The organism is Pseudomonas atagonensis, from assembly GCF_011369485.1.
Taxonomy (GTDB): domain Bacteria; phylum Pseudomonadota; class Gammaproteobacteria; order Pseudomonadales; family Pseudomonadaceae; genus Aquipseudomonas; species Aquipseudomonas atagonensis.
This window is the reverse complement of sequence record NZ_VXCA01000040.1, coordinates 21,198-41,510: the sequence shown is the minus strand read 5'-3', so window position 1 is coordinate 41,510 and position 20,313 is coordinate 21,198. Positions and strand designations below refer to the sequence as shown.

The 20,313-nt window shown below is 60.0% G+C and carries 16 protein-coding genes and 1 pseudogene; 6 read left to right on the top strand and 11 right to left on the bottom strand.

The annotated features are described in order from the left end of the window. Positions 1-85: 85 nt before the first annotated feature. On the bottom strand, positions 86-2,008 hold the full coding sequence (locus F2P67_RS25015; protein WP_166225132.1) for an ATP-binding cassette domain-containing protein: 1,923 nt from the start codon (positions 2,006-2,008) through the stop codon (positions 86-88). A 214-nt stretch (positions 2,009-2,222) separates the two neighbouring features. Between F2P67_RS25015 and F2P67_RS25010 the strand changes: the two genes are divergently transcribed. Further along, entirely contained in the window at positions 2,223-4,151 is a 1,929-nt protein-coding gene (locus tag F2P67_RS25010) for a transglycosylase SLT domain-containing protein (protein WP_166225129.1), read from the top strand. Between the two features lie 72 nt (positions 4,152-4,223). On the opposite strand, the pseudogene F2P67_RS27995 reads toward F2P67_RS25010, so the two are convergent. Then, a pseudogene (locus F2P67_RS27995) lies at positions 4,224-4,373 on the bottom strand (Fic family protein); the annotation flags it as partial. A 127-nt stretch (positions 4,374-4,500) separates the two neighbouring features. After that, complete coding sequence (locus tag F2P67_RS25005) at positions 4,501-6,285, bottom strand: ABC transporter transmembrane domain-containing protein (protein WP_166225126.1); 1,785 nt, start codon at positions 6,283-6,285, stop codon at positions 4,501-4,503. Between the two features lie 257 nt (positions 6,286-6,542). On the opposite strand from F2P67_RS25005, the gene F2P67_RS25000 reads away from it, so the two are divergent. Then, on the top strand, positions 6,543-6,722 hold the full coding sequence (locus tag F2P67_RS25000; protein WP_064598133.1) for a PA1571 family protein: 180 nt from the start codon (positions 6,543-6,545) through the stop codon (positions 6,720-6,722). Positions 6,723-6,815: 93 nt separating this feature from the next. On the opposite strand, the gene pdxB is transcribed toward F2P67_RS25000, so the two are convergent. After that, complete coding sequence (gene pdxB / locus F2P67_RS24995; RefSeq protein WP_166225123.1) at positions 6,816-7,958, bottom strand: 4-phosphoerythronate dehydrogenase PdxB; 1,143 nt, start codon at positions 7,956-7,958, stop codon at positions 6,816-6,818. 159 nt (positions 7,959-8,117) lie between these two features. On the opposite strand from pdxB, the gene F2P67_RS24990 reads away from it, so the two are divergent. After that, the gene (locus F2P67_RS24990) at positions 8,118-9,527 is read left to right on the top strand and encodes an MATE family efflux transporter (RefSeq protein WP_166225120.1); all 1,410 of its coding nucleotides are present in this window, start codon (positions 8,118-8,120) and stop codon (positions 9,525-9,527) included. Between the two features lie 136 nt (positions 9,528-9,663). Here the strand turns inward: F2P67_RS24990 and tusA are convergent, their stop codons facing one another. Then, complete coding sequence (gene tusA, locus F2P67_RS24985; RefSeq protein ID WP_166225117.1) at positions 9,664-9,915, bottom strand: sulfurtransferase TusA; 252 nt, start codon at positions 9,913-9,915, stop codon at positions 9,664-9,666. Between the two features lie 65 nt (positions 9,916-9,980). Beyond that, the gene (gene rlmM, locus F2P67_RS24980) at positions 9,981-11,054 is read right to left on the bottom strand and encodes a 23S rRNA (cytidine(2498)-2'-O)-methyltransferase RlmM (RefSeq protein WP_166225114.1); all 1,074 of its coding nucleotides are present in this window, start codon (positions 11,052-11,054) and stop codon (positions 9,981-9,983) included. Positions 11,055-11,275: 221 nt separating this feature from the next. On the opposite strand from rlmM, the gene acnA reads away from it, so the two are divergent. Further along, entirely contained in the window at positions 11,276-14,017 is a 2,742-nt protein-coding gene (gene acnA / locus F2P67_RS24975; RefSeq protein ID WP_166225111.1) for an aconitate hydratase AcnA, read from the top strand. Between the two features lie 363 nt (positions 14,018-14,380). On the opposite strand, the gene F2P67_RS24970 is transcribed toward acnA, so the two are convergent. Both F2P67_RS24970 and F2P67_RS24965 read right to left on the bottom strand, forming a co-directional pair. Continuing rightward, complete coding sequence (locus F2P67_RS24970) at positions 14,381-15,196, bottom strand: aminoglycoside phosphotransferase family protein (RefSeq protein ID WP_166225266.1); 816 nt, start codon at positions 15,194-15,196, stop codon at positions 14,381-14,383. Then, positions 15,189-15,677 carry an SRPBCC family protein gene (locus tag F2P67_RS24965; protein ID WP_166225108.1) on the bottom strand — a complete coding sequence of 163 codons (489 nt, stop codon included), beginning with the start codon at positions 15,675-15,677 and terminating at the stop codon, positions 15,189-15,191. Before F2P67_RS24965 ends, F2P67_RS24970 begins: the two co-directional genes overlap by 8 nt. A gap of 186 nt (positions 15,678-15,863) precedes the next feature. Between F2P67_RS24965 and F2P67_RS24960 the strand changes: the two genes are divergently transcribed. Both F2P67_RS24960 and F2P67_RS24955 read left to right on the top strand, forming a co-directional pair. Then, on the top strand, positions 15,864-16,784 hold the full coding sequence (locus F2P67_RS24960; protein ID WP_166225105.1) for an ADP-ribosylglycohydrolase family protein: 921 nt from the start codon (positions 15,864-15,866) through the stop codon (positions 16,782-16,784). A 55-nt stretch (positions 16,785-16,839) separates the two neighbouring features. Continuing rightward, positions 16,840-17,244 (top strand): lysozyme inhibitor LprI family protein, encoded by a 405-nt coding sequence (locus F2P67_RS24955; protein ID WP_166225102.1) that lies wholly within the window; start codon positions 16,840-16,842, stop codon positions 17,242-17,244. A 116-nt stretch (positions 17,245-17,360) separates the two neighbouring features. Here F2P67_RS24955 and peaD read toward each other — a convergent pair whose 3' ends face one another. From peaD to peaB, 3 genes are read right to left on the bottom strand one after another with little or no spacing between them, the layout of a single operon-like run. Then, positions 17,361-18,479: a quinohemoprotein amine dehydrogenase subunit beta gene (gene peaD / locus F2P67_RS24950; RefSeq protein ID WP_166225099.1), complete on the bottom strand. Its 1,119-nt coding sequence runs from the start codon at positions 18,477-18,479 to the stop codon at positions 17,361-17,363. Positions 18,480-18,504: 25 nt separating this feature from the next. Then, positions 18,505-18,828 carry a quinohemoprotein amine dehydrogenase subunit gamma gene (gene qhpC / locus F2P67_RS24945; RefSeq protein WP_064117830.1) on the bottom strand — a complete coding sequence of 108 codons (324 nt, stop codon included), beginning with the start codon at positions 18,826-18,828 and terminating at the stop codon, positions 18,505-18,507. Between the two features lies 1 nt (position 18,829). Further along, positions 18,830-20,260, bottom strand: a complete 1,431-nt coding sequence (peaB, locus tag F2P67_RS24940) for a quinohemoprotein amine dehydrogenase maturation protein (protein ID WP_166225095.1) — start codon at positions 20,258-20,260, stop codon at positions 18,830-18,832. Positions 20,261-20,313 lie beyond the last annotated feature (53 nt).

Sequence of the window (20,313 nt, the reverse complement as noted above, 5' to 3'; positions counted from 1 at the left end):
GATCTATATCAGCTCGCAGATCACGTTACATATGAAAAGCCCGGTGTTCATCACTGAACACCGGGCTTTTTTACATCAGCAGCAATCAGGCATCCAGCTCGGCCCAACGCTCCACCAGTGCATCCAGCTCAGCCTGCAGCTGCTCCAGCGAAGCAATCACCTTGGCCGTTTCAGCTGGCGGACGCTGATAGAAACCGGCTTCAGCCATTTCAGCCTCTACTGCAGCGATCTGCTGTTCCTTGGCATCAATGTCGCCCGGCAACGCTTCCAGCTCGCGCTGCAGCTTGTAACTCAACTTCTTCTTGGCTGCAGGGGTCGGCGCCGCTGGCGCCGCAACCACTGCAGGCTCAGCGGTGACCACCGCCGAATTCAGGTCAGCCTTGCCCGACTTGCTTTCGGTCACGCCCAGCAGGCGCGGCGAACCGCCCTGACGGATCCAGTCCTGATAGCCGCCGACGTATTCGCGCACCTTGCCTTCACCTTCAAAGACCAATGTGCTGGTAACCACGTTGTCGAGGAATGCCCGGTCGTGGCTGACCATCAGCACAGTGCCGTTGAACGTCAGCAGCACTTCTTCGAGCAGTTCGAGGGTTTCCACGTCCAGGTCGTTGGTCGGTTCGTCGAGAACCAGCAGGTTCGCCGGTTTGCTGAACAGTTTGGCCAGCAACAGACGCGCGCGCTCACCACCCGACAGCGCCTTGACCGGCGTACGGGCACGCTGCGGGCTGAACAGGAAGTCGCCGAGGTAGCTCAGCACGTGGCGGCTCTGACCGTCGATATCGATGAAGTCGCGACCTTCGGCAACGTTGTCGATCACGGTTTTTTCCAGATCCAGCTGATGACGCAACTGGTCGAAGTACGCCACGTCGATGCGCGTACCCTCTTCCACTTTGCCGCTGGTCGGTTGCAAACCGCTGAGCATCAGCTTCAGCAGAGTTGTCTTGCCGGTACCGTTGGCGCCGAGCAGACCGATACGGTCGCCGCGCTGCAGCACCATGGAGAAATCCTTGATCAGGAACGGCCCGCCCGGGTGAGCGAAACTCACATCCTCGAGAACCATTACCTGCTTGCCGGACTTGTCGGCAGTTTCCAGCTGAATGTTGGCCTTGCCGGTGCGCTCACGACGCTCGCTGCGCTCAACGCGCAGTGCCTTCAGAGCGCGGACGCGACCTTCGTTGCGGGTGCGACGGGCCTTGATGCCCTGACGGATCCACACTTCTTCCTGAGCCAGACGCTTGTCGAACAGCGCGTTGGCAGTCTCTTCAGCAGCCAGTGCGGCTTCTTTGTGCACGAGGAAACTGGCGTAGTCGCCGTTCCAGTCGATCAGACCACCGCGATCCAGTTCGAGGATGCGCGTGGCGAGGTTCTGCAGGAAAGAACGGTCGTGCGTGATGAACAGCACGGCGCCCTGGAAATCTTTCAGGGCTTCTTCGAGCCAGGCAATCGCACCGATGTCCAGGTGGTTGGTGGGCTCGTCGAGCAGCAGCAGATCCGGCTCGGACACCAGCGCCTGCGCCAGCAGCACGCGACGACGCCAGCCACCGGAAAGCTCGGCAAGAGTCTTGTCGGCCGGCAGTTGCAGGCGGCTCAGAGTGCTGTCGACCAGCGTTTGCAAGCGCCAGCCGTCACGGGCTTCGAGGTCGTGCTGAACGTGCATCAGCTTGTCCAGATCAGCATCGGTGACGATGTTCTGGCTCAGGTGATGGTATTCGGCAAGCAAGGCGCCGACGCCGTCGAGGCCTTCGGCAACCACGTCGAAAACTGTCCGCTCGTCGGCCACCGGCAACTCTTGTGGCAATTCGCCGATTTTCAGACCGGGGGCACGCCACACCGAGCCGTCATCGGGCTTCTGGTCGCCCTTGACCAGTTTCATCATGCTGGATTTGCCAGTGCCGTTGCGGCCGATGATGCACACCCGCTCACCACGGGCGATCTGCCAGGACACCTTGTCCAACAACGGCATCGCGCCGAATGCAAGGGACACATCGCTGAATTTGAGCAGGGTCATGAGCTTCTCCAAAAACCGGGCGCGCATTCTACCTGAATCAGGGCTTCAACAGGCCGGCAATTTCTCTGTCGAAGCACTCTGCACAACAATTGTTGCGAACTTGTGCTGCAAGGCCCGCAAAGCTTTCGCCGCTTGCTGGCAAAAGGCTAAGCTACAGACAATTCAGTGCTGATGAGTGTCGGCACTTGTCATGATTTCTCTGCCCGGATGTCTCATGCGCAGTCGCCTTCTCAGTGTTTTGTCCTGTTTGCTACTTACCGCCGCTGCCGCTCAATCCGCCCAGGCGGTGGACCTGTCCACCCAGCGCCAGTATTACGATGAAGCCAAGCGCGCGCTGGCCAAGGGCGATACCGGCCCGTATTTCCGCTACAGCCAGGCGCTGGCCGATTATCCGCTGGAACCTTATCTGGCCTACGACGAGCTGACCGCGCGCCTGAAGTCCGCGAGCAACGCGGAAATCGAGAAATTCCTCGCCGAACACGGCGACCTGCCTCAGGCCAACTGGATGAAGCTGCGCTGGTTGCGCTGGCTGGCCGACCGCGGTGACTGGGCGACCTTCGTCAAGTATTACGACCCGAAACTCAACTTCACTGAACTGGACTGCCTGAATGCGCAGTATCAGATCAGCAGCGGTCACAAGGCCGAAGGCTATGCCAATGCCGACAAACTGTGGCTGACCGGCAAATCACAACCAGCGGCGTGCGACGCCCTGTTCGGGATCTGGGCCGCCGACGGCCAACTCACTGAACAGAAGCGCTGGGAGCGCACCAAACTCGCCGCCCAGGCGCGCAACTATCCGCTCGCCAACAGCCTGACCAACGGCCTGACCACCCTCGCCCCGCGCGGTCGTTTGCTGGTCGATGTGGCGCAGAAACCCGAGCTGCTTAATCAACCTTCGCGCTTCACCCCGGCCGATGAGCCGATGTCCGATGTGGTCAGTCTCGGTCTGCGCCGTCTGGCCCGTCAGGATCCGGACAAGGCCATGGCCCTGCTCGACGGTTACGCCAGCAGCATGCATTTCTCCCGCGATGAGAAAGTCGCCATCGCCCGGGAAATAGGCCTGACCCTGGCCAGACGTTTCGACAGCCGCGCGCTGGATGTGATGACCAAATACGACCCGGAACTGCGTGACAACACCGTGTCCGAATGGCGTCTGCGCCTTCTGCTGCGACTGGCGCGCTGGGACGATGCCTATCAGCTGACGCGCCGCTTGCCGCAGGATCTGGCGACCACCAACCGCTGGCGCTACTGGCAGGCGCGCAGCCTGGAACTGGCACAACCGCAGAACCCGGAAGCGCAAACCCTGTACAAAAACCTCGCCCGTGAGCGTGATTTCTACGGTTTCCTCGCTGCAGACCGGTCGCAGTCGCCGTATTCGCTGATCAACAAACCGCTGGTGCTCAGCCAGGCGACCATCAACAAGGTACGCAACACGCCAGGCGTGCGCCGCGCTCTGGAATTCCACGCCCGTGGCCAGATCGTCGACGGGCGCCGCGAGTGGTACCACGTCAGCCGTCATTTCAACCGAGACGAAATGGTCGCTCAGGCCAAACTCGCTTATGACCTGAAATGGTATTTCCCGGCAATCCGCACCATCAGTCAGGCGCAGTACTGGGACGATCTGGACATCCGTTTCCCGATGGCTCACCGCGAAACCCTCGTGCGTGAAGCCAAGGTTCGCGGCCTGCACTCGAGCTGGGTATTCGCGATCACCCGTCAGGAAAGCGCCTTCATGGACGACGCTCGCTCCGGCGTCGGCGCCAGCGGCCTGATGCAACTGATGCCCGGCACCGCCAAGGAAACCGCGCGCAAGTTCAGCATCCCGCTGGCCTCACCGCAGCAAGTGCTCGATCCGGACAAGAACATCCAGCTCGGCGCCGCCTACCTGAGTCAGGTTCACAGCCAGTTCAACGGCAACCGCGTCCTCGCCTCCGCCGCCTACAACGCCGGCCCCGGTCGCGTACGCCAGTGGCTGCGCGGCGCCGATCACCTGAGCTTCGACGTGTGGGTGGAAAGCATCCCGTTCGACGAAACCCGTCAGTACGTGCAGAACGTGTTGTCTTATTCGGTGATCTACGGCCAGAAGCTCAACTCACCACAGCCGCTGGTGGATTGGCATGAGCGGTACTTTGATGATCAGTGAGTGTCCGGCAAACGCCGCTTAACGAAAAATGCCCGTATCGCGAGATACGGGCATTTTTTATTCACGGTGAAATCACGACTTACGCCTGATCCGCGCAACTGCCAACTCGCCAAGCCGGGTCAGGCGATATTTTTGAGTCGGACTATTCGGACTATTCGGACTACCAGGATCAGACATTTCAATCATTCCTGAAGCTAGTGCAGGCTTAAGGTAGTTGGTCCTGAAAGATGACTTCGGCGATTAAAGCAATCATTCGAGTGGTCAGCATCAACGTCGGTTGGTAACGACTCATGTCCTCATCCTGGCATTCCACACAGGTCGCCATAATGCCCGATGCAGGCCGTGCTCATCAGAGTTGTTTAGACGTTTGCTTTCCTTCATTGAACTGCAACGCCGCCAATCGCGCATACAACGGATTGCTCGCAATCAATTCCTGATGCGTTCCCACCGCGACCAGCTTGCCCTGATCCATCACGGCAATTCTGTCTGCGTTTTTCACCGTCGCCAGTCGATGCGCGATGACGAGTGTGGTGCGGTTATGCATCAGGCTGGGCAGCGCTTCCTGAATCAGGTGTTCGCTTTGGGCGTCGAGGGCGCTGGTGGCTTCGTCCAGCAACAGGATCGGCGCGTCGACCAGCAACGCGCGGGCGATGGCCAGCCGCTGGCGCTGGCCGCCGGACAATCCGAGTCCGGCGTCGCCCAGATGGGTCTGGTATCCGTTGGGCATTTTTTCGATGAAGTCGTGGGCGTGCGCGATTTTGGCCGCTTCCTTGACTTGATCCAGTGTCGCCGTCGGGCGGCCATAACGGATGTTCTCTTCCACGCTGCCGAAGAACAACGCAGGGCTCTGTGACACCATCGCGAAGCAGCGGCGCAAGTCCAGCGGATCAAGACTGGTGAGTGGCACGCCATCAATCAGCACCCGGCCTTCGAGCGGGTCGTAGAAGCGCAAGAGCAAGTCATACACCGTTGACTTGCCAGCACCGGAGGGTCCCACCAACGCCAGGGTTTCGCCGGCCCTGATGGTCAGATTGAGTCCGTTGACGGCGTAGCTTTCTGGACGCGAGGGGTAGGAAAAACGTACCTCCTGCAACTGTAACTCGCCCCGCACGCGTTCTGGCAAGGTCACCAGACCGGTAGTGGGCGGTTGAATGATATTTTCCGAGCGCAGCAACTCTGCGATTCGCTCTGCGGCACCGGCCGCCCGCTGCAGTTCGCCGATCACTTCGCTCAAGGTGCCGATCGCACTGCCGACGATCAAGCTGTAAAAGACAAACGCGGCCAGTTCGCCGCCGGTGATTCGCCCGGCAATCACATCCATGCCGCCCACCCACAGCATCACCGCCACGGCGCCCAGCACCAGCACGATCACCATGGTGATCATCCACGAGCGCTGAAAGATGCGTTTGCGCGCCGTGTCGAAAGCCTCCTCGACGGTTGCCGAAAAACGCTGTTCATCCTGCACTTGGTGGTTGTAGGCCTGCACGGTTTTGATCTGGCCGAGGGTTTCGGAGACGTAGCTGCCGATGTCGGCAACCCGATCCTGACTCAACCGCGAGAGATTGCGTACGCGGCGGCCGAAAATCAGAATCGGCGCGACGACAAACGGCAAGGCAATCACCACGATGCTGGTAAGTTTTGCGTTGGTCACAAACAGCAGGACGACGCCGCCGATGACCATCAACAAGTTGCGCAGGAACATCGACAGCGACGAACCGATCACCGACTGCAACAGCGTCGTGTCGGCGGTCAGCCGCGACTGAATTTCCGAGCTGCGATTGTTCTCGTAAAAGCCGGGATGCAGATACACCAGATGGTTGAACACCTCGCGCCGAATATCCGCCACGACGCGCTCGCCGATCCACGATACCCAGTAAAACCGCGCGAACGTGCCCACCGCCAATCCCAGCACCATCAACATAAAGATGCCGATGCTCTGATTGAGCTGGTGCGGCGATTGGGTCATGAACCCCCGGTCGACCAGCAATTTGATCCCCTGCCCCATCGACAACGTGACGGCAGCCGTCACGATCAACGCCAGCAGCGCACCACAGACTTGCCAACGGTAAGGCGCGAGAAATCGACGGGTCAGATTCAAGGCGCGTCGGTGTCGTGAGGAAAGCAACGAGATCATTCAGGTACACATCCGTGCTGGTCAAAGGGGCTAGCCTAAACCTTCTATGGGGCGGAACTCTGTAAATCACAATGAGTCAGGTTAAATATGCCCCCAAAGACTAGGCCATAGTTGCTATTGGTCTAAAGTCCCGGTTGAGACCAGCGGTCATTTCTGTTTGAGTGGAGTTGCCGCCGCCGACAGACCGCAGGGAGTTGTCACAGCCCGGTCACGTGGCGGTTTTACCCTAGGCGCACAACCTGATGAGGAGACAGGCCATGTCCTTGCAACACAGCAGCGACGACAAGATTGAAGTGATCCGCACCAAGCCCGGCCAACCTCTGGGTTGCTCGATTATCGATAAGGATGGGCGTGAAGTACCGATCACTGAAGACATGATCCAGGACGCTTGCCGCGAACTGGAAAAGCGATTGGTCAAGCCTGCCGAACAAAAGTGATATAGCCACCGTCTTCCTGACCCGGCCCCTTTGGCCGGGTTTTTTCTGTCTTCATTTCAAGACGAGGTCGGCAGTCTCGAGCAGGCCCGGCGCTTAAATCGCCACCGCGCCCAGCGCTGCTACAATCTGCCGCAACGGCGGCGAATCACCTTCAATCCGCACCTTCAAACCTTCGATCTCACGTCGCACCGGATACTGCTTGCGCAACACGTCAAATGCCGCACGTTGTTCAGCGACACTGCCTACGAGGCTGCGCCGAAAATCCGCGTCATCACGGCGCGGGTCGTACACGCCACGGCACAACATCGCCAGCGCCCACGCCGGATCGCTGTCGGCATGCAGGGATACTTCCGACAGCCACGGCGCAGGCAGCAGGTCACCGAGCTGGATGCTGGCAGGCTGGCCGATAAAGTCGCAGTAAGCCTGATAAATCTGCGCCGTCCCGCGCTGTTTGCCATCGAGGCTGTAACCGGCAATGTGCGGCGTCGCCAGCACGCAGAGTTCGGCCAGCGCCACGTCGACTTCAGGCTCGGCTTCCCAGACATCGAGCACCGCTTGCAGGTCTTCGCGCTCCAGCAAGACTTCGCGCAGCGCGGCGTTATCCACCACCGGGCCGCGGGCCGCGTTGATCAGCCATGTGCCCGACTTGAGTTGCTGCAAGCGCTGCTGATCGAACAAATGCCAGGTCGCCCCTTCGCCGCTGCGAGTCAATGGCGTGTGCAGGCTGATCACATCGCACTGTTCGATGATTTGCTCAAGGCTGACGTAATCGCCCGCCTCGGCGGTCTGACGCGGCGGATCGCAGACTTTCACATTCCAGCCCAAGCCCTTCAGAACCTTGACCAGTCGGCCACCGACTTCACCGGCGCCGACCACGCCATAGGTGCGTTTGGTCAGATCGACACCTTCGATTTCGGCGAGGGTCATCAGGCTGCCGAGCACGTAATCGACCACGCCCCGGGCGTTACAACCCGGTGCGCTGGACCAGGTGATGCCGGCCTCGCTGAAGTAGTCGAGATCCAGATGATCTGTGCCAATGGTGCAAGTGCCGACAAAGCGAACTTTGCTACCTTCCAGCAATGCCCGGTTGACGTTGGTCACTGAACGCACGAGCAATACGTCGGCCTGCTCGACCGTCGCGCGGTCAATGGAGCGGCCCGGCACGCGGCGGATTTCGCCGAACCCTTGAAAAAAGGCATCGAGCAGCGGGATATTTTCGTCGGCAACAATCAGCATGGCGGGCTCCTTTGGCGGATCGGCAGTTTAGGTGCAGATCCGTTGCTGAGCCAGCAGGCTTTACGCTTACAAATCCGCAACAGAGGATTTTTCCTGACCAGGGCGTCAGCGGCGTAGAATGCGGCGCCTTGCGCATCAACACCTGTGGACGCTTTGCCTGTGAATTCTGTAACTGACCAACCTGTCGCCGTCTCCCTCACCCGCCCCGCGCGTATTCGCATGGAGTTCAAGAACCTGCTCGCCCTGGCGTTGCCGATCATCATCGCGCAACTGGCGACCACGGCCATGGGCTTCGTCGATGCAGTGATGGCCGGCCGTGTCGGGCCAAAGGATCTGGCAGCGGTGGCGCTGGGCAACTCGATCTGGGTGCCGGTGTTTCTGCTGATGACCGGCACCCTGCTGGCGACCACACCGAAGGTTGCCCAGCGCTTTGGCGCCGGCACCCACAGCGAGATTGGTCCGATTGTGCGTCAGGCCTTGTGGCTGGCGCTGGTGGTCGGGTTGATCGCGACGGTGATGCTGGTCGCCGCCGAGCCGGTGCTGCACCTGATGAAGGTCGATCCCGAGTTGATCGGCCCGTGCATGCAATACCTGCATGGCATCGCCAGCGGCCTGCCGGCGGTGGCGTTCTACCACGTACTGCGCTGCACCAGTGACGGCATCGGTCGTACCCGTCCGGCCATGGTGTTGGGCCTGTGCGGCCTGGCGCTGAACATTCCGCTGAACTACATCTTCATTTATGGCCACTTCGGCGTGCCGGCCATGGGCGGCGTGGGTTGCGGTTGGGCCACGGCGATTGTGATGTGGGTGATGGCGCTGGGCCTGGCCGGTTATGAGCGTTGGGCACCAGCCTATCGTTCGAGCGAAATCTTCAGCCGTTTCGACTGGCCGCAATGGGCGGTGATCAAGCGTCTGCTGGCGATTGGTCTGCCAATCGGTATCGCGGTGTTTGCCGAGTCGAGCATTTTTGCGGTGATCGCCCTGCTGATCGGCAGCCTCGGCGCTACGGTGGTGGCCGGGCACCAGATTGCGCTGAACGTCAGCTCGCTGGTGTTCATGATTCCGTATTCACTGGGTATGGCGGTGACGGTGCGCGTCGGCCAGGCGCTGGGCCGTGAAGAACCCCGTGAGGCGCGTTTTGCTGCGGGTGTCGGCATGGGCACTGCGCTGGCTTACGCCTGCCTGTCCGCGAGCATGATGCTGGTGCTGCGCGAGCCGATTGCGGCGATATACACCGCAGACCCGAGCGTAATTCACATCGCGGCGATGCTGATCGTGTATTCGGCACTGTTCCAGTTTTCCGATGCGATTCAGGTCACCGCCGCCGGTGCCCTGCGCGGTTATCAGGACACGCGGGTGACGATGATCCTGACCCTGTTCGCTTATTGGGGCATCGGTTTGCCGGTGGGTTACGCCCTCGGCCTGACCGACTGGCTCGGCGCGCCACGCGGCCCGAGCGGCTTGTGGCAGGGTTTGATCGTTGGCCTGAGTTGTGCGGCGCTGATGCTGTCGATTCGCCTGACCCGCAGTGCGCGCAAACGCATTCGTATCAGCCGCTCAATGGGCTAAAACCCTTACGCGGGACGCAAAAAAGTGGGAGCGGGCTTGCTCGCGAATGCGGTGTATCAGTCAATATCTACAGTGACTGACACCCTTCATTCGCGAGCAAGCCCGCTCCCACATTGGGTTTTGTGTCTACCTGAACTCAGCCGTTTTTCTTGCGGATCCAGTACAGATAAGTACCGGCCTCTTCGTGCTGGCCCACCAGTTCATGGTCGAGAAACACGCAGAACTTGGGAATGTCGCGACGGGTCGAGGGATCGGTGGCGATCACCTTGAGCAGACCGCCGGGCACCAGGTCTCGGATGTGCTGGTGCAACATCATCACCGGCTCAGGGCAATTGAGACCGGTGGCGTCGAGGGTGCCGTCGACCGGCGTATCAATCATTTCACTCATGATTCACTCCTGAAACTGGCCGGCATTGTCGCCCAATGCCGGGGGTTCGGTCACCTGTTGCGCGCTCAGCGGGCTTTGGCTTTCTTCACATCATGGCGACGCAAATGGCACGTCACTTCCTCGCGGTCGTGATACAGCTGTTTGCAGCCGATATCGACCTTGATCCCGCGTGCCTTGAAACCATCGGCGATGCGTTCGAGCAAGCGTTTCACCTCGGCATAACGCTGCTTCATCGGCAACTTCAGGTTCACCACCGCCTCGCGGCAATGCCCCTCGCCGATCCACTCTTCCAGCATCGCGGCGTTGCGCGCCGGTTTCTCGACGATGTCGCAGACCATCCAGTCCACCGGCTGCTTGGGCTTGAAGGTGAAACCGTCGGCCATCAAGTGTTGCACCAGCCCGGTGTCCATCAGGCTTTCAGCCATCGGGCCGTTGTCGATGGCGGTCACCAGCATGCCGCGATTGACCAGTTGCCAGGTCCAGCCGCCGGGTGCGGCACCGAGGTCGACCCCGGTCATGTCGCTGTGCAGACGATCTTCCCACTGATCTCGCGGGATGAAATGGTGCCAGGCTTCTTCCAGCTTCAGCGTCGAACGGCTCGGCGCTTCACGCGGAAACTTCAGGCGCGGAATGCCCATCGGCCACATGGCCGAGTTGCCGGCATCGGCCATGCCGAGAAACACTTCGCGACCGCTTTTGAAGGTCAACAACAGGCGCGGCTTGCTGGCGTCTTCCACCAGTTTGCCGGCGGCGGTCAAGGCCTTGCGCAACGGGCCTTCGAATTTCTTGCAGAAGTTCGACAGCTCTTTGCCGTCATTGGTGTCGACGACCTCCAGCCACAGGCTACCAAACACCGGGAAGTCGGCCATGTGCGCGAGAATCACGCTGATGCGGTCGGTTTCCGGCAGAGCAATGAAAAACCCGCGTGCCCATTGGCGCGGGAAGATCAGCTCGGCAAAACGCTGACCGCGCATCAGGCGCTCGGCACCGTCTTCTTCGGTGCAGACAAACTCGGCGTACGCCGTGGCCGCTTTGGCCTTGGCGTAACCGGCCACGTTGAGTTGCGCGGCGAGGTCAGAAATTTCCGAACAGACTTCGCCTTCGAAGCCTGGCCTGCAATGCATGAATAGGGTGTTCATTCTTACTCCTGGGCAGAGGGCGATCATTCATCCCCTGCGCGATGCCCAGGCCTGCGTTGAAGCAAAGCCTGTCACGAAAACCGGCGCATGATAGCCCATGTCGGAACCTTGGACTTGCCCATAGAGTCCAGTTATTAGCCAGCTACTGAAAACAGGGCTACGTTGATAGCTCTGCCCGTCCCCTCAGTCCGTAGCCGTGCGGACTCAAAGGAGTGATCGTAATGCCGTCCCTCGATAGCCTGAAGACCTTAAAAACTCTACAAATCGATGACAAGACCTACCACTATTTCAGCCTGCCCGATGCCGCCAGAACCCTTGGCAATATCGACACGCTGCCGATGTCGCTGAAAGTCCTGCTGGAAAACCTGCTGCGCTGGGAAGATGAAAAAACCGTCACCGGCGCTGACCTCAAGGCAATCGCCGCGTGGCTCAAAGAGCGTCGCTCCGACCGCGAAATCCAGTACCGCCCTGCACGCGTATTGATGCAGGATTTTACCGGCGTCCCCGCCGTAGTCGACCTCGCCGCCATGCGCGCCGCGATGGCCAAGGCCGGCGGCGACCCACAGCGAATCAACCCGTTGTCGCCGGTGGATCTGGTGATCGACCACTCGGTGATGGTCGATAAATTCGCCACCGCCAGCGCCTTCGAACAGAACGTCGACATCGAAATGCAGCGCAACGGCGAACGTTACGCCTTCCTGCGCTGGGGCCAGAGCGCCTTCGACAACTTCAGCGTAGTGCCGCCGGGCACCGGGATCTGCCACCAGGTCAACCTCGAATACCTCGGCCGCACGGTGTGGACCAAGGAGGAAGACGGCCGCACTTATGCGTTCCCCGACACCTTGGTCGGTACCGACTCCCACACCACCATGATCAACGGCCTCGGCGTACTCGGCTGGGGGGTCGGCGGGATCGAGGCGGAAGCGGCGATGCTCGGGCAACCGGTGTCTATGCTGATTCCGGAAGTGATCGGTTTCAAACTCACCGGCAAGCTAAAGGAAGGCATTACCGCGACCGACCTGGTGCTGACCGTCACGCAAATGCTGCGCAAGAAAGGCGTGGTCGGCAAATTCGTCGAGTTCTACGGCGACGGCCTCGCTGACCTGCCGCTGGCCGACCGCGCGACCATCGCTAACATGGCCCCGGAATATGGCGCAACGTGCGGCTTCTTCCCGGTCGATGACGTCACCCTCGAATACCTGCGCCTGTCCGGGCGCCCGCCGGCAGTGGTGAAACTGGTCGAGGCGTACACCAAGGCTCAGGGGCTGTGGCGTCTGCCCGGTCAGGAACCGGTGTTCACCGACAGTCTGGCGCTGGACATGGGCAGCGTCGAAGCCAGTCTGGCCGGGCCGAAACGCCCGCAGGATCGAGTTTCCCTGCCAAACGTCGCGCAGGCTTTCAGCGACTTCATGGATCTGCAATTCAAACCCACCAGCAAGGAAGAAGGACGCCTGGAAAGCGAGGGCGGTGGCGGTGTTGCCGTGGGCAATGCCGATCTGGTCGGCGAGGCTGATTATGAATACGAAGGCCACACCTATCGCCTGAAAAACGGCGCTGTGGTGATCGCCGCCATCACTTCCTGTACCAACACTTCCAACCCGAGTGTGATGATGGCGGCCGGTCTGCTGGCGAAAAAAGCCGTGGAGAAAGGCCTGACCCGCAAACCCTGGGTCAAGACTTCGTTGGCGCCGGGTTCGAAAGTGGTGACCGATTACTACAAGGCTGCGGGCCTTACGCAGTACCTCGATCAGCTCGGTTTTTCGCTGGTCGGTTATGGCTGCACCACTTGCATCGGCAACTCCGGGCCGCTGCCCGAGCCAATCGAGAAAGCCGTACAAAAAGCCGATCTGACCGTGGCTTCGGTGCTGTCCGGTAATCGTAACTTCGAGGGCCGCGTGCATCCGCTGGTCAAAACCAACTGGCTGGCGTCGCCGCCACTGGTGGTCGCCTATGCGCTGGCCGGCAGCGTACGCACTGACATCAGCAGCGAACCGCTGGGCGAGGACAAACAAGGCAGTCCGGTGTATCTGCGCGACATCTGGCCAAGCAGCGAGGAAATCGCCGCCGCCGTGAATCAGGTCAACACCGCGATGTTCCACAAGGAGTACGCCGAGGTGTTTGCCGGTGACGAGCAGTGGCAAGCCATCCAGGTGCCGCAGGCCGCGACGTACGTGTGGCAGGACGACTCGACTTACATCCAGCATCCGCCCTTCTTCGATGACATCGGCGGCCCGCTGCCAGAGATCAGGGATGTCAAAGGCGCGCGCGTACTGGCGCTGCTCGGCGACTCGGTGACCACTGACCACATCTCCCCCGCCGGCAATATCAAGGCTGACAGCCCGGCCGGGCGGTATCTGCGGGAAAAAGGTGTCGAGCCGCGCGACTTCAACTCCTACGGCTCACGCCGTGGCAACCATGAAGTGATGATGCGTGGCACCTTCGCCAACATCCGTATCCGCAATGAAATGCTCGGCGGCGAAGAAGGTGGCAACACGATCTACATTCCGACCGGCGAGAAACTGGCGATCTACGACGCGGCCATGCGCTATCAGGCTTCTGGCACACCGCTGGTCGTTGTTGCAGGTCAGGAATACGGCACCGGTTCCAGCCGCGACTGGGCGGCCAAAGGCACCAATCTGTTAGGCGTGAAAGCGGTGATCGCTGAGAGTTTTGAACGGATTCACCGTTCCAACCTGGTGGGCATGGGTGTGCTGCCGCTGCAGTTCAAGCTGGATCAGAACCGCAAGAGCCTGAACCTGACCGGCAAGGAAACCTTCGAGATTCAGGGTCTGACCGGCGTCGAGCTGGCACCGCGGATGAACCTGCCGCTAGTGATCACTCGTGAGGACGGGCGTCAGGAGAAAATCGAGGTGCTATGCCGGATCGACACGTTGAATGAGGTGGAGTACTTCAAGTCCGGCGGGATTCTGCATTATGTGTTGCGGCAGTTGATCGCCTCGTAAAACCTGGATCCTCTGTGGTGGTGGGATTTATCCCCGATGGTCTGCGCAGCGACCCTGTTTTTCCCTCAAAGAACGGGCCTGCTGCGCAGGCCAACGGGGATAAATCCCCTCGCCACACGTTCTTCCGTGGTTTTCCGGGGACGAAAAAAAACCCGCCGAAGCGGGTTTTTCCCAAGACCATTATCGACTCCCTGTCGGCAGCGATCCTTGCAAATGGTCGATCATCCGTGATCCTGAAACACTCCCTGTGCTTCAGTTGATGGGTGTAGATTACGGGGTGGATCCAATCGGCAATAGTCGACATAGCTACCATCGCGTGTAAGACATTCGCCATAGAACACCTTCCGAAAACCCCTAGACGTGTCAGGCATCGAGCGCAGAAGCCGCCAGGTGCGCGACTTTCAGCTGTCCTTTTGCCGCGATTTGCTCGTCATCCTCCATGAACCACGCGGCAGACAGTGCGGCGAAAGCCAGCACCCATTGCAGCAGGCGTTTTCGCTCGATTCTTGCCGCTTCACAGATTACGTCGACTTGGCGCCGGAAGCGCTCAGGATCGGTGGCCGTTGGCAATTCCGGGTTGCAGATCAGGTTGGCGTAGTCGTAACCGCGCTCGCCCTGCACTCGCTTGGGGTCGATGGCCAGCCAGCCCCGTGGGCCGAAATCGAGGACGTTGTCGTGGTGCATGTCGCCGTGCAGCGCCACGATTTCCCGCGGTTCGGCGAGCAAGGTCTGGGCGGTTTGCAGGCATTCGGCGTATTGGCCGCCGTATCGGGCTGCGGCCATTCTTAATGATGCAAACCACGGCGCCAGTTCCACCAACGGGGGTGGCGGCGTTGGTCGCGGTGCGTGTAGGCGCGCCAGCGCTCGGCACATGATCCGCGTGGCTTCGTCGTCTTCGCCGTTGAGCGCCATGTGCATCAGCGAACGCTGGCCCATCGCTCGCTCCAGCAACAGGCCTTCGTCGTGATGAGCGAGCACCCGGGCGGCGCCGTCGCCGTTCCACCAGGTCATCAGCAGGTTGCCGTACTTTTCCTCATCGTCCACCGCGACTTTCAGCATCGCCGGTACATCGCCCTGACGCACCGGCAACAGCTTGCTGCCCGGCGTGATGATCGGAACACCGTCGGGCACCAGCACCCAACGTTTCGACCATGGATCAAACCATTCGCTGTCAGCCACCTTCACGCTCGCGAGTCCTGTCGGTCTCGGCAAGAAAGTGTTCGAGACGACTCAACTGTTCTTCCCAGCCTCTGCTGTCCATGTAATACGCCTCTTTCTGGCGGACGTCGGGAATGTGCGCAAAACCTGACTCCGAGACCTTGAGCAGCGTGCCGCTCTCGTAATCCTGCAGCTCGAATTTGACCAGCGTGGTCGGTTCCTGGGAATAGTCGATCTTTGGATTGACCGCATACGGATGCCAGCGAAACGAGAACAGTTGCTGCGGCTCCACCCGCTCCACCAGCACATTCCACAACACGTGTTCATAACCCGGGTACGTGACCTGCCCTTGCGTCCATTCGCCGGCAATAAAACGCCTGCCCTCCAGTGCCACGCCAAACCACTGTCCAAATGCCTCGGCGTCGACCAAGGCGCGCCAGACATGGGAGCGCGGCGATTTGAGCGTGATTTTGCGTTCGAAACTATTGGGTACTGGTTTCATACGTCACCTCCTGTTCTGAACACTAGGTCTGTATGACCACATGTCCAATACGAAGTTGTATCAAAGCGGTGCAAAAGCGAAACATCCGGCTGCATTTTCCTGGCGCGCAAGGCCTGGATTCTGCCACCGCCCCAGCAGCGAAACTGTTACCTTTTGCGGCGCAATCGAACCAGACAAGGACGAACCATGCAGCCATCCCTCGCCGAACGTTATCGCGGCGCCCTGCTCGGCCTGGCTTGCGGCGATGCCGTCGGTACTACGGTTGAGTTCAAACCGCGCGGATCATTCCAGCCCCTGACCGATATGGTCGGTGGCGGCCCGTTCCACCTCAAGCCGGGACAATGGACCGATGACACCTCAATGGCGCTGTGCCTGGCGGAAAGCCTGCTGACCAGGAAGGGATTCGACGCGGCCGATCAGATGGGCCGCTACCTCAACTGGTGGAAATGGGGTTATCTGAGTTCGACCGGCGAGTGTTTCGACATCGGCATGACCGTGAGTCAGGCACTGGATCGCTATCAACACACCGGAGAGGCGTTTGCCGGCTCCACTGATCCCTACAGCGCCGGCAATGGATCGCTGATGCGCCTGGTGCCGGTTGTCCTGTTTTATTTCCCCGATGCTCAGCAAATCAGGCAATTCGCCGCCGACAGTTCGCGCACCACTCACGCGGCGCCCGAGGCCATCGAATGCTGCCAGCTGTTGGCAGAACTGCTCGGCAAAGCCCTGGAAGGTGCATCGAAGGCGGAACTGCGCAGCCTGCCGCAAACAGTCTTCAGCCAAACCAAGGTGGCAGCGATTGCCCGGGGTGATTACCTGAACAAGTCTGAAAGGGAGATTCGCGGCTGCGGCTACAGCGTCGAGTCCCTGGAAGCGGCATTGTGGTGTTTTCAACACACCGACAGTTTTGCCGCAGCGGTCCTGCAAGCGGCCAACTTGGGCGATGACGCGGACACCACGGCCGCTATCGTCGGCCAATTGGCCGGCGCTCATTACGGCGTGCAGGGAATCCCGTTCGGGTGGCTGGAGAAGTTGCATAACGGCGAAGAAATTGCAGCAACTGCCGAACGGTTGCTGAACGCATCAAGGCATCGCGAACCTTGTTAGCGCCACGAAATCCCTAAACTGTTCGGCATCTTCAATGACTACAGCGAGAAACTCCATGTCCCCACGCCTGCTTCTGGCCCTGACGCCATTTCTTTTCACCTCTGTTGTCCAGGCGGCCGTGGACTGCGCCAATGCCAGCGACCAGGCGACGATGAATCAGTGCGCCGGGCAAGAGAACAAAGCCGCGGACAAAGAGCTGAACGCGGTCTATCAGCAGATCACCGCCCGGCTGAAAGACGAGCCTGCCCGCAAGAAACTGCTAATAAGCGCACAGCGAGCCTGGATCGGCTTTCGCGATGCCGAATGCGGGTTTTCGGCGTCTGGCGTGAAGGGCGGGAGCATGTACCCGATGATCTACAGCTCATGCGTCACGCGCGTGACCAAGGATCGAACCGAGGCGCTCAAGCAGTATTTGAAGTGTGAGGAAGGCGATGTCGGTTGCCCGGTGCCCGGAGCCTGATTTTTTGTTGCGGTTTAGAGAGCCTCTTCGCGAGCAAGCCCGCTCCCACAGTTGAACCGCATTTCAAAATGTGGGAGCGGGCTTGCTCGCGAAGGCGTCATCCCTCGCGCCGCTAATTACCGCACAAAGATCTGCGCCGTAGTAATCGCCATATCCCCCCCAGGCAATTTGATGCTGCCCGTCTGCTTCATCGTCTCGGCATCAAAGATCGCCACATCATTAAACGTCCCGGCAAGATAGATTTTGCTGCCGTCCTTGTTGAACGAAATGCAGTAGTAGGAATGCTCCAGCGTGGTCGCCTGGATCAGTTTCTTCTGCTTGATGTCGTACTTGGCCAGACGATTGAGCACGCCGAACATCAGGTTCGGATCCTTCGGCGAGCGCATGCCGCTGAAGTAGATTTCGGTCAACGGGCCGAAGTCGGTGGTTTCGGTCTTACCGGTTTTCAGGTCGATGCTGAACAGCCCGTACAGGTACTCGGCTGTGGCCGGATCCTGCTTCTTGTCCTTGAATTTTGCTGCGGTGTAGAGCAGTGAAAAATCATGACGATACGTCTGCTGGTTCCACACGTAGAGCACGTCCGGTGCGCTGTAGTTCGGCCGTTTCCAGTGGCGGCTAGGGATCAGCACGTCGAACTTGCCACTCTTCACATCCACTTTGTAAACATCGGCGCCAGCAACGTAGAGCGTGCCGTCATCGCCGCTCTGCATGATCGTCAACTGCCGTGGCGCCGGGAAGCTGCGCACGGGTTTGGCGTTCATTCCGGCGTCGGTGGCGTAGACGTCGAGACGCGGCTGTTTGACTTCGTAGTGGTCGTTGAGCATCAGCGTCGGGTTGGCAATGGTGTACAGCTCCTTGCCGTCGTGGCTGACGGTAAAGGCAAACATCGACCGCGCTTTCTCGCCCGGCTGCTGGGTGATGCTGGCGTGGAACACCTGTTTGCAACTGTCCAGCTCGACACCGTAAACATCGGCGTAGTGATTGTTCAGTACATACGCAGTCTTGCGATCCGGCGACAACTGCACAGTGCCGGGGCCGAAGGCGTCGGGCATCTTGCAGGTCTTGTACAGGCTGTCAGTGGCCAGGTCGATGACGTGCAGGTTGTTCGGGTAATTGGTGGTCACCATGTACTCGTGACCGTCTTGCAGTGCGGTGTTTTCTTCCGCCAGAACCGAGAGCGAACAGGCGCTCAGAACCACGAGTGCGGCAAGGCCGCGGGCTTTGATGCTGTGCATGCTGGAATCCTTCTTGTCCGGGCGATCACTTGTCTTTCGGGAAGACAGTGCCGAGGTTGCGCCAGTTGTCGTTGGACGCCTGGGCATCCTTGTTCCAGTCCGGGTAGGTGCTCATCATGTCCGGCACCTGCGCCGGCCACCAGCACGGGTCGGAGCAGCCGTAGAGGTCGGCCTCCATCGGCTGGCACAGCGACGACACCCCGCCAAACGCATCGATTTCCCAGCCCGGGTCGGTGGTCGAGGCGCAGCCCGCCACCGAACTCATCGCCACCACTTCTTCGATGCGGTTTTCCTCCGCGGCCTGATCGAGCTTCAACGCTTTGTTATTGATTGCCTTGAGATGTTTCATATCAGTGGGCCTTGCGCGGAGTGATGTAGCTGCTGATAAACGCAGGGTTATTGGCCATGATCCGGGTGTAGACCTCGATGCCGAAGTCGACCCAGTCACGCATCAGTTCGCAGTAGTGATACGTCGGGTGGGCTGGGTCGCCGTAGCGGGCGTAACTCTCGTGGTAGCAGCCGCCGGAACACAGGTTGCGGATCTGACAGTCATGGCAACCGGTGTTGGTGCGATCCAGGCGCTGGGACAGGAAGTCGTTCAACTCGACCTGCTTCACACCGCTGTGCACATTGCCGAAAGTCGGCAGCGATGAACCGGTGAAGCGATGGCACAGGTTGAGTTCGCCCTTGTGATCGACCGCCAGCATCTTCAGCCCGGCGCCACATGGCAGAGCCTTTTTGTGGCCTTCGTGGATGTCGGTGATCAACTGATGCAGGTTGGAGAAACCGATGTTGCGGTGCTCCAGTGCCGCCTCCAGATAGCGCCTACCGAGGCGCTTCATGCTGGCGAAGACTTCGATCAGCTCGTCGCTGCTGAGGTTGAAGCTGCTGATGTCGCCGGACGTCACTGGTGCAAAACCGACCTCGGCGAATCCCAGCTCATTGAACAAGTGATCCCAAATGGTTTCAACGTCAGTCACCCCGGTGGTCAGGGTCACGCGGGCGCCGACCGGGCGACTGTTGTAGCGCGATAACAGCATTTCGGCCTTGCGCCGCACCACGTCATACGTGCCCTGCCCGCCTACGGTGATGCGATTGCGGTCATGCACGGTTTTCGGCCCGTCGATGCTGACCGACAACCCGAATCGGTGTGCATTGAGGTAATCGACGGTGTCTTCGGTGAGCAGCGTGGCGTTGGTGGTCATCACGAACTCGACGAACTTGCCCGCCTCGGCAAAACGCTTCTCGCAATAGTCGACCATGTACTCGATCAGCTTGCGGTTACTCAGCGGCTCGCCGCCGAAAAACACCACGGTGAAACGCTCTTCATCCGGCGATTCCCGCAGAAGCATTTCCACCGAAGCAATAGCCGTTTCAACGTCCATCTTTTTGCCGGCGGACGGCTTGTCGAGGTCTTCCTTGTAGCAATAGGTGCAGCTCAGGTTGCAGCCAGTGTTGACGTTGAGCACCACGGTGTTGATCGCGGTGCGCTCGACGCGTTTGACCGCGATGTCCGGGGTCAGCGGCGAGCCGTCGCTGACCAGTTCCAGCGAGATCAGCTCGCGCAGGGTCTCGTGGATTTCCTCGCCGTTGAAGCGTGCCGCGAGGCGTTCGATCAAGTCTTCCGAAGAGCAGCCAGGGCCGCGCAGCGTGTCGATGATGGTGCCGGTCAGTTCATCGCTGGCGAACAACGAACTGCTGGGGATATGGAACAGCATGCGGTCGGCATCAACGTGCACTTCGTGCAGGTTACGTTCGACCAGATTCAAGATAGCGCCCATTGCAAACCTCCTGTGCAGGCCCCCGTCTGGCGGGACTTGCGGTCATTCCGAAA

Excerpts from the sequence above, each read along its gene's own strand:
- rlmM (WP_166225114.1), bottom strand. The coding sequence starts at position 11,054 with ATGAACACCCTATTCATGCATTGCAGGCCAGGCTTCGAAGGCGAAGTC.
- F2P67_RS24960 (WP_166225105.1), top strand. The coding sequence starts at position 15,864 with ATGCAGCCATCCCTCGCCGAACGTTATCGCGGCGCCCTGCTCGGCCTG.
- F2P67_RS25015 (WP_166225132.1), bottom strand. The coding sequence starts at position 2,008 with ATGACCCTGCTCAAATTCAGCGATGTGTCCCTTGCATTCGGCGCGATG.
- F2P67_RS24965 (WP_166225108.1), bottom strand. The coding sequence starts at position 15,677 with ATGAAACCAGTACCCAATAGTTTCGAACGCAAAATCACGCTCAAATCG.
- pdxB (WP_166225123.1), bottom strand. The coding sequence starts at position 7,958 with ATGCTGATTGTTGCCGACGAAAATATCCCGCTGCTCGATGCCTTTTTT.
- peaB (WP_166225095.1), bottom strand. The coding sequence starts at position 20,260 with ATGGGCGCTATCTTGAATCTGGTCGAACGTAACCTGCACGAAGTGCAC.
- F2P67_RS25005 (WP_166225126.1), bottom strand. The coding sequence starts at position 6,285 with ATGATCTCGTTGCTTTCCTCACGACACCGACGCGCCTTGAATCTGACC.
- qhpC (WP_064117830.1), bottom strand. The coding sequence starts at position 18,828 with ATGAAACATCTCAAGGCAATCAATAACAAAGCGTTGAAGCTCGATCAG.
- F2P67_RS25000 (WP_064598133.1), top strand. The coding sequence starts at position 6,543 with ATGTCCTTGCAACACAGCAGCGACGACAAGATTGAAGTGATCCGCACC.
- tusA (WP_166225117.1), bottom strand. The coding sequence starts at position 9,915 with ATGAGTGAAATGATTGATACGCCGGTCGACGGCACCCTCGACGCCACC.
- acnA (WP_166225111.1), top strand. The coding sequence starts at position 11,276 with ATGCCGTCCCTCGATAGCCTGAAGACCTTAAAAACTCTACAAATCGAT.
- F2P67_RS25010 (WP_166225129.1), top strand. The coding sequence starts at position 2,223 with ATGCGCAGTCGCCTTCTCAGTGTTTTGTCCTGTTTGCTACTTACCGCC.
- F2P67_RS24955 (WP_166225102.1), top strand. The coding sequence starts at position 16,840 with ATGTCCCCACGCCTGCTTCTGGCCCTGACGCCATTTCTTTTCACCTCT.
- peaD (WP_166225099.1), bottom strand. The coding sequence starts at position 18,479 with ATGCACAGCATCAAAGCCCGCGGCCTTGCCGCACTCGTGGTTCTGAGC.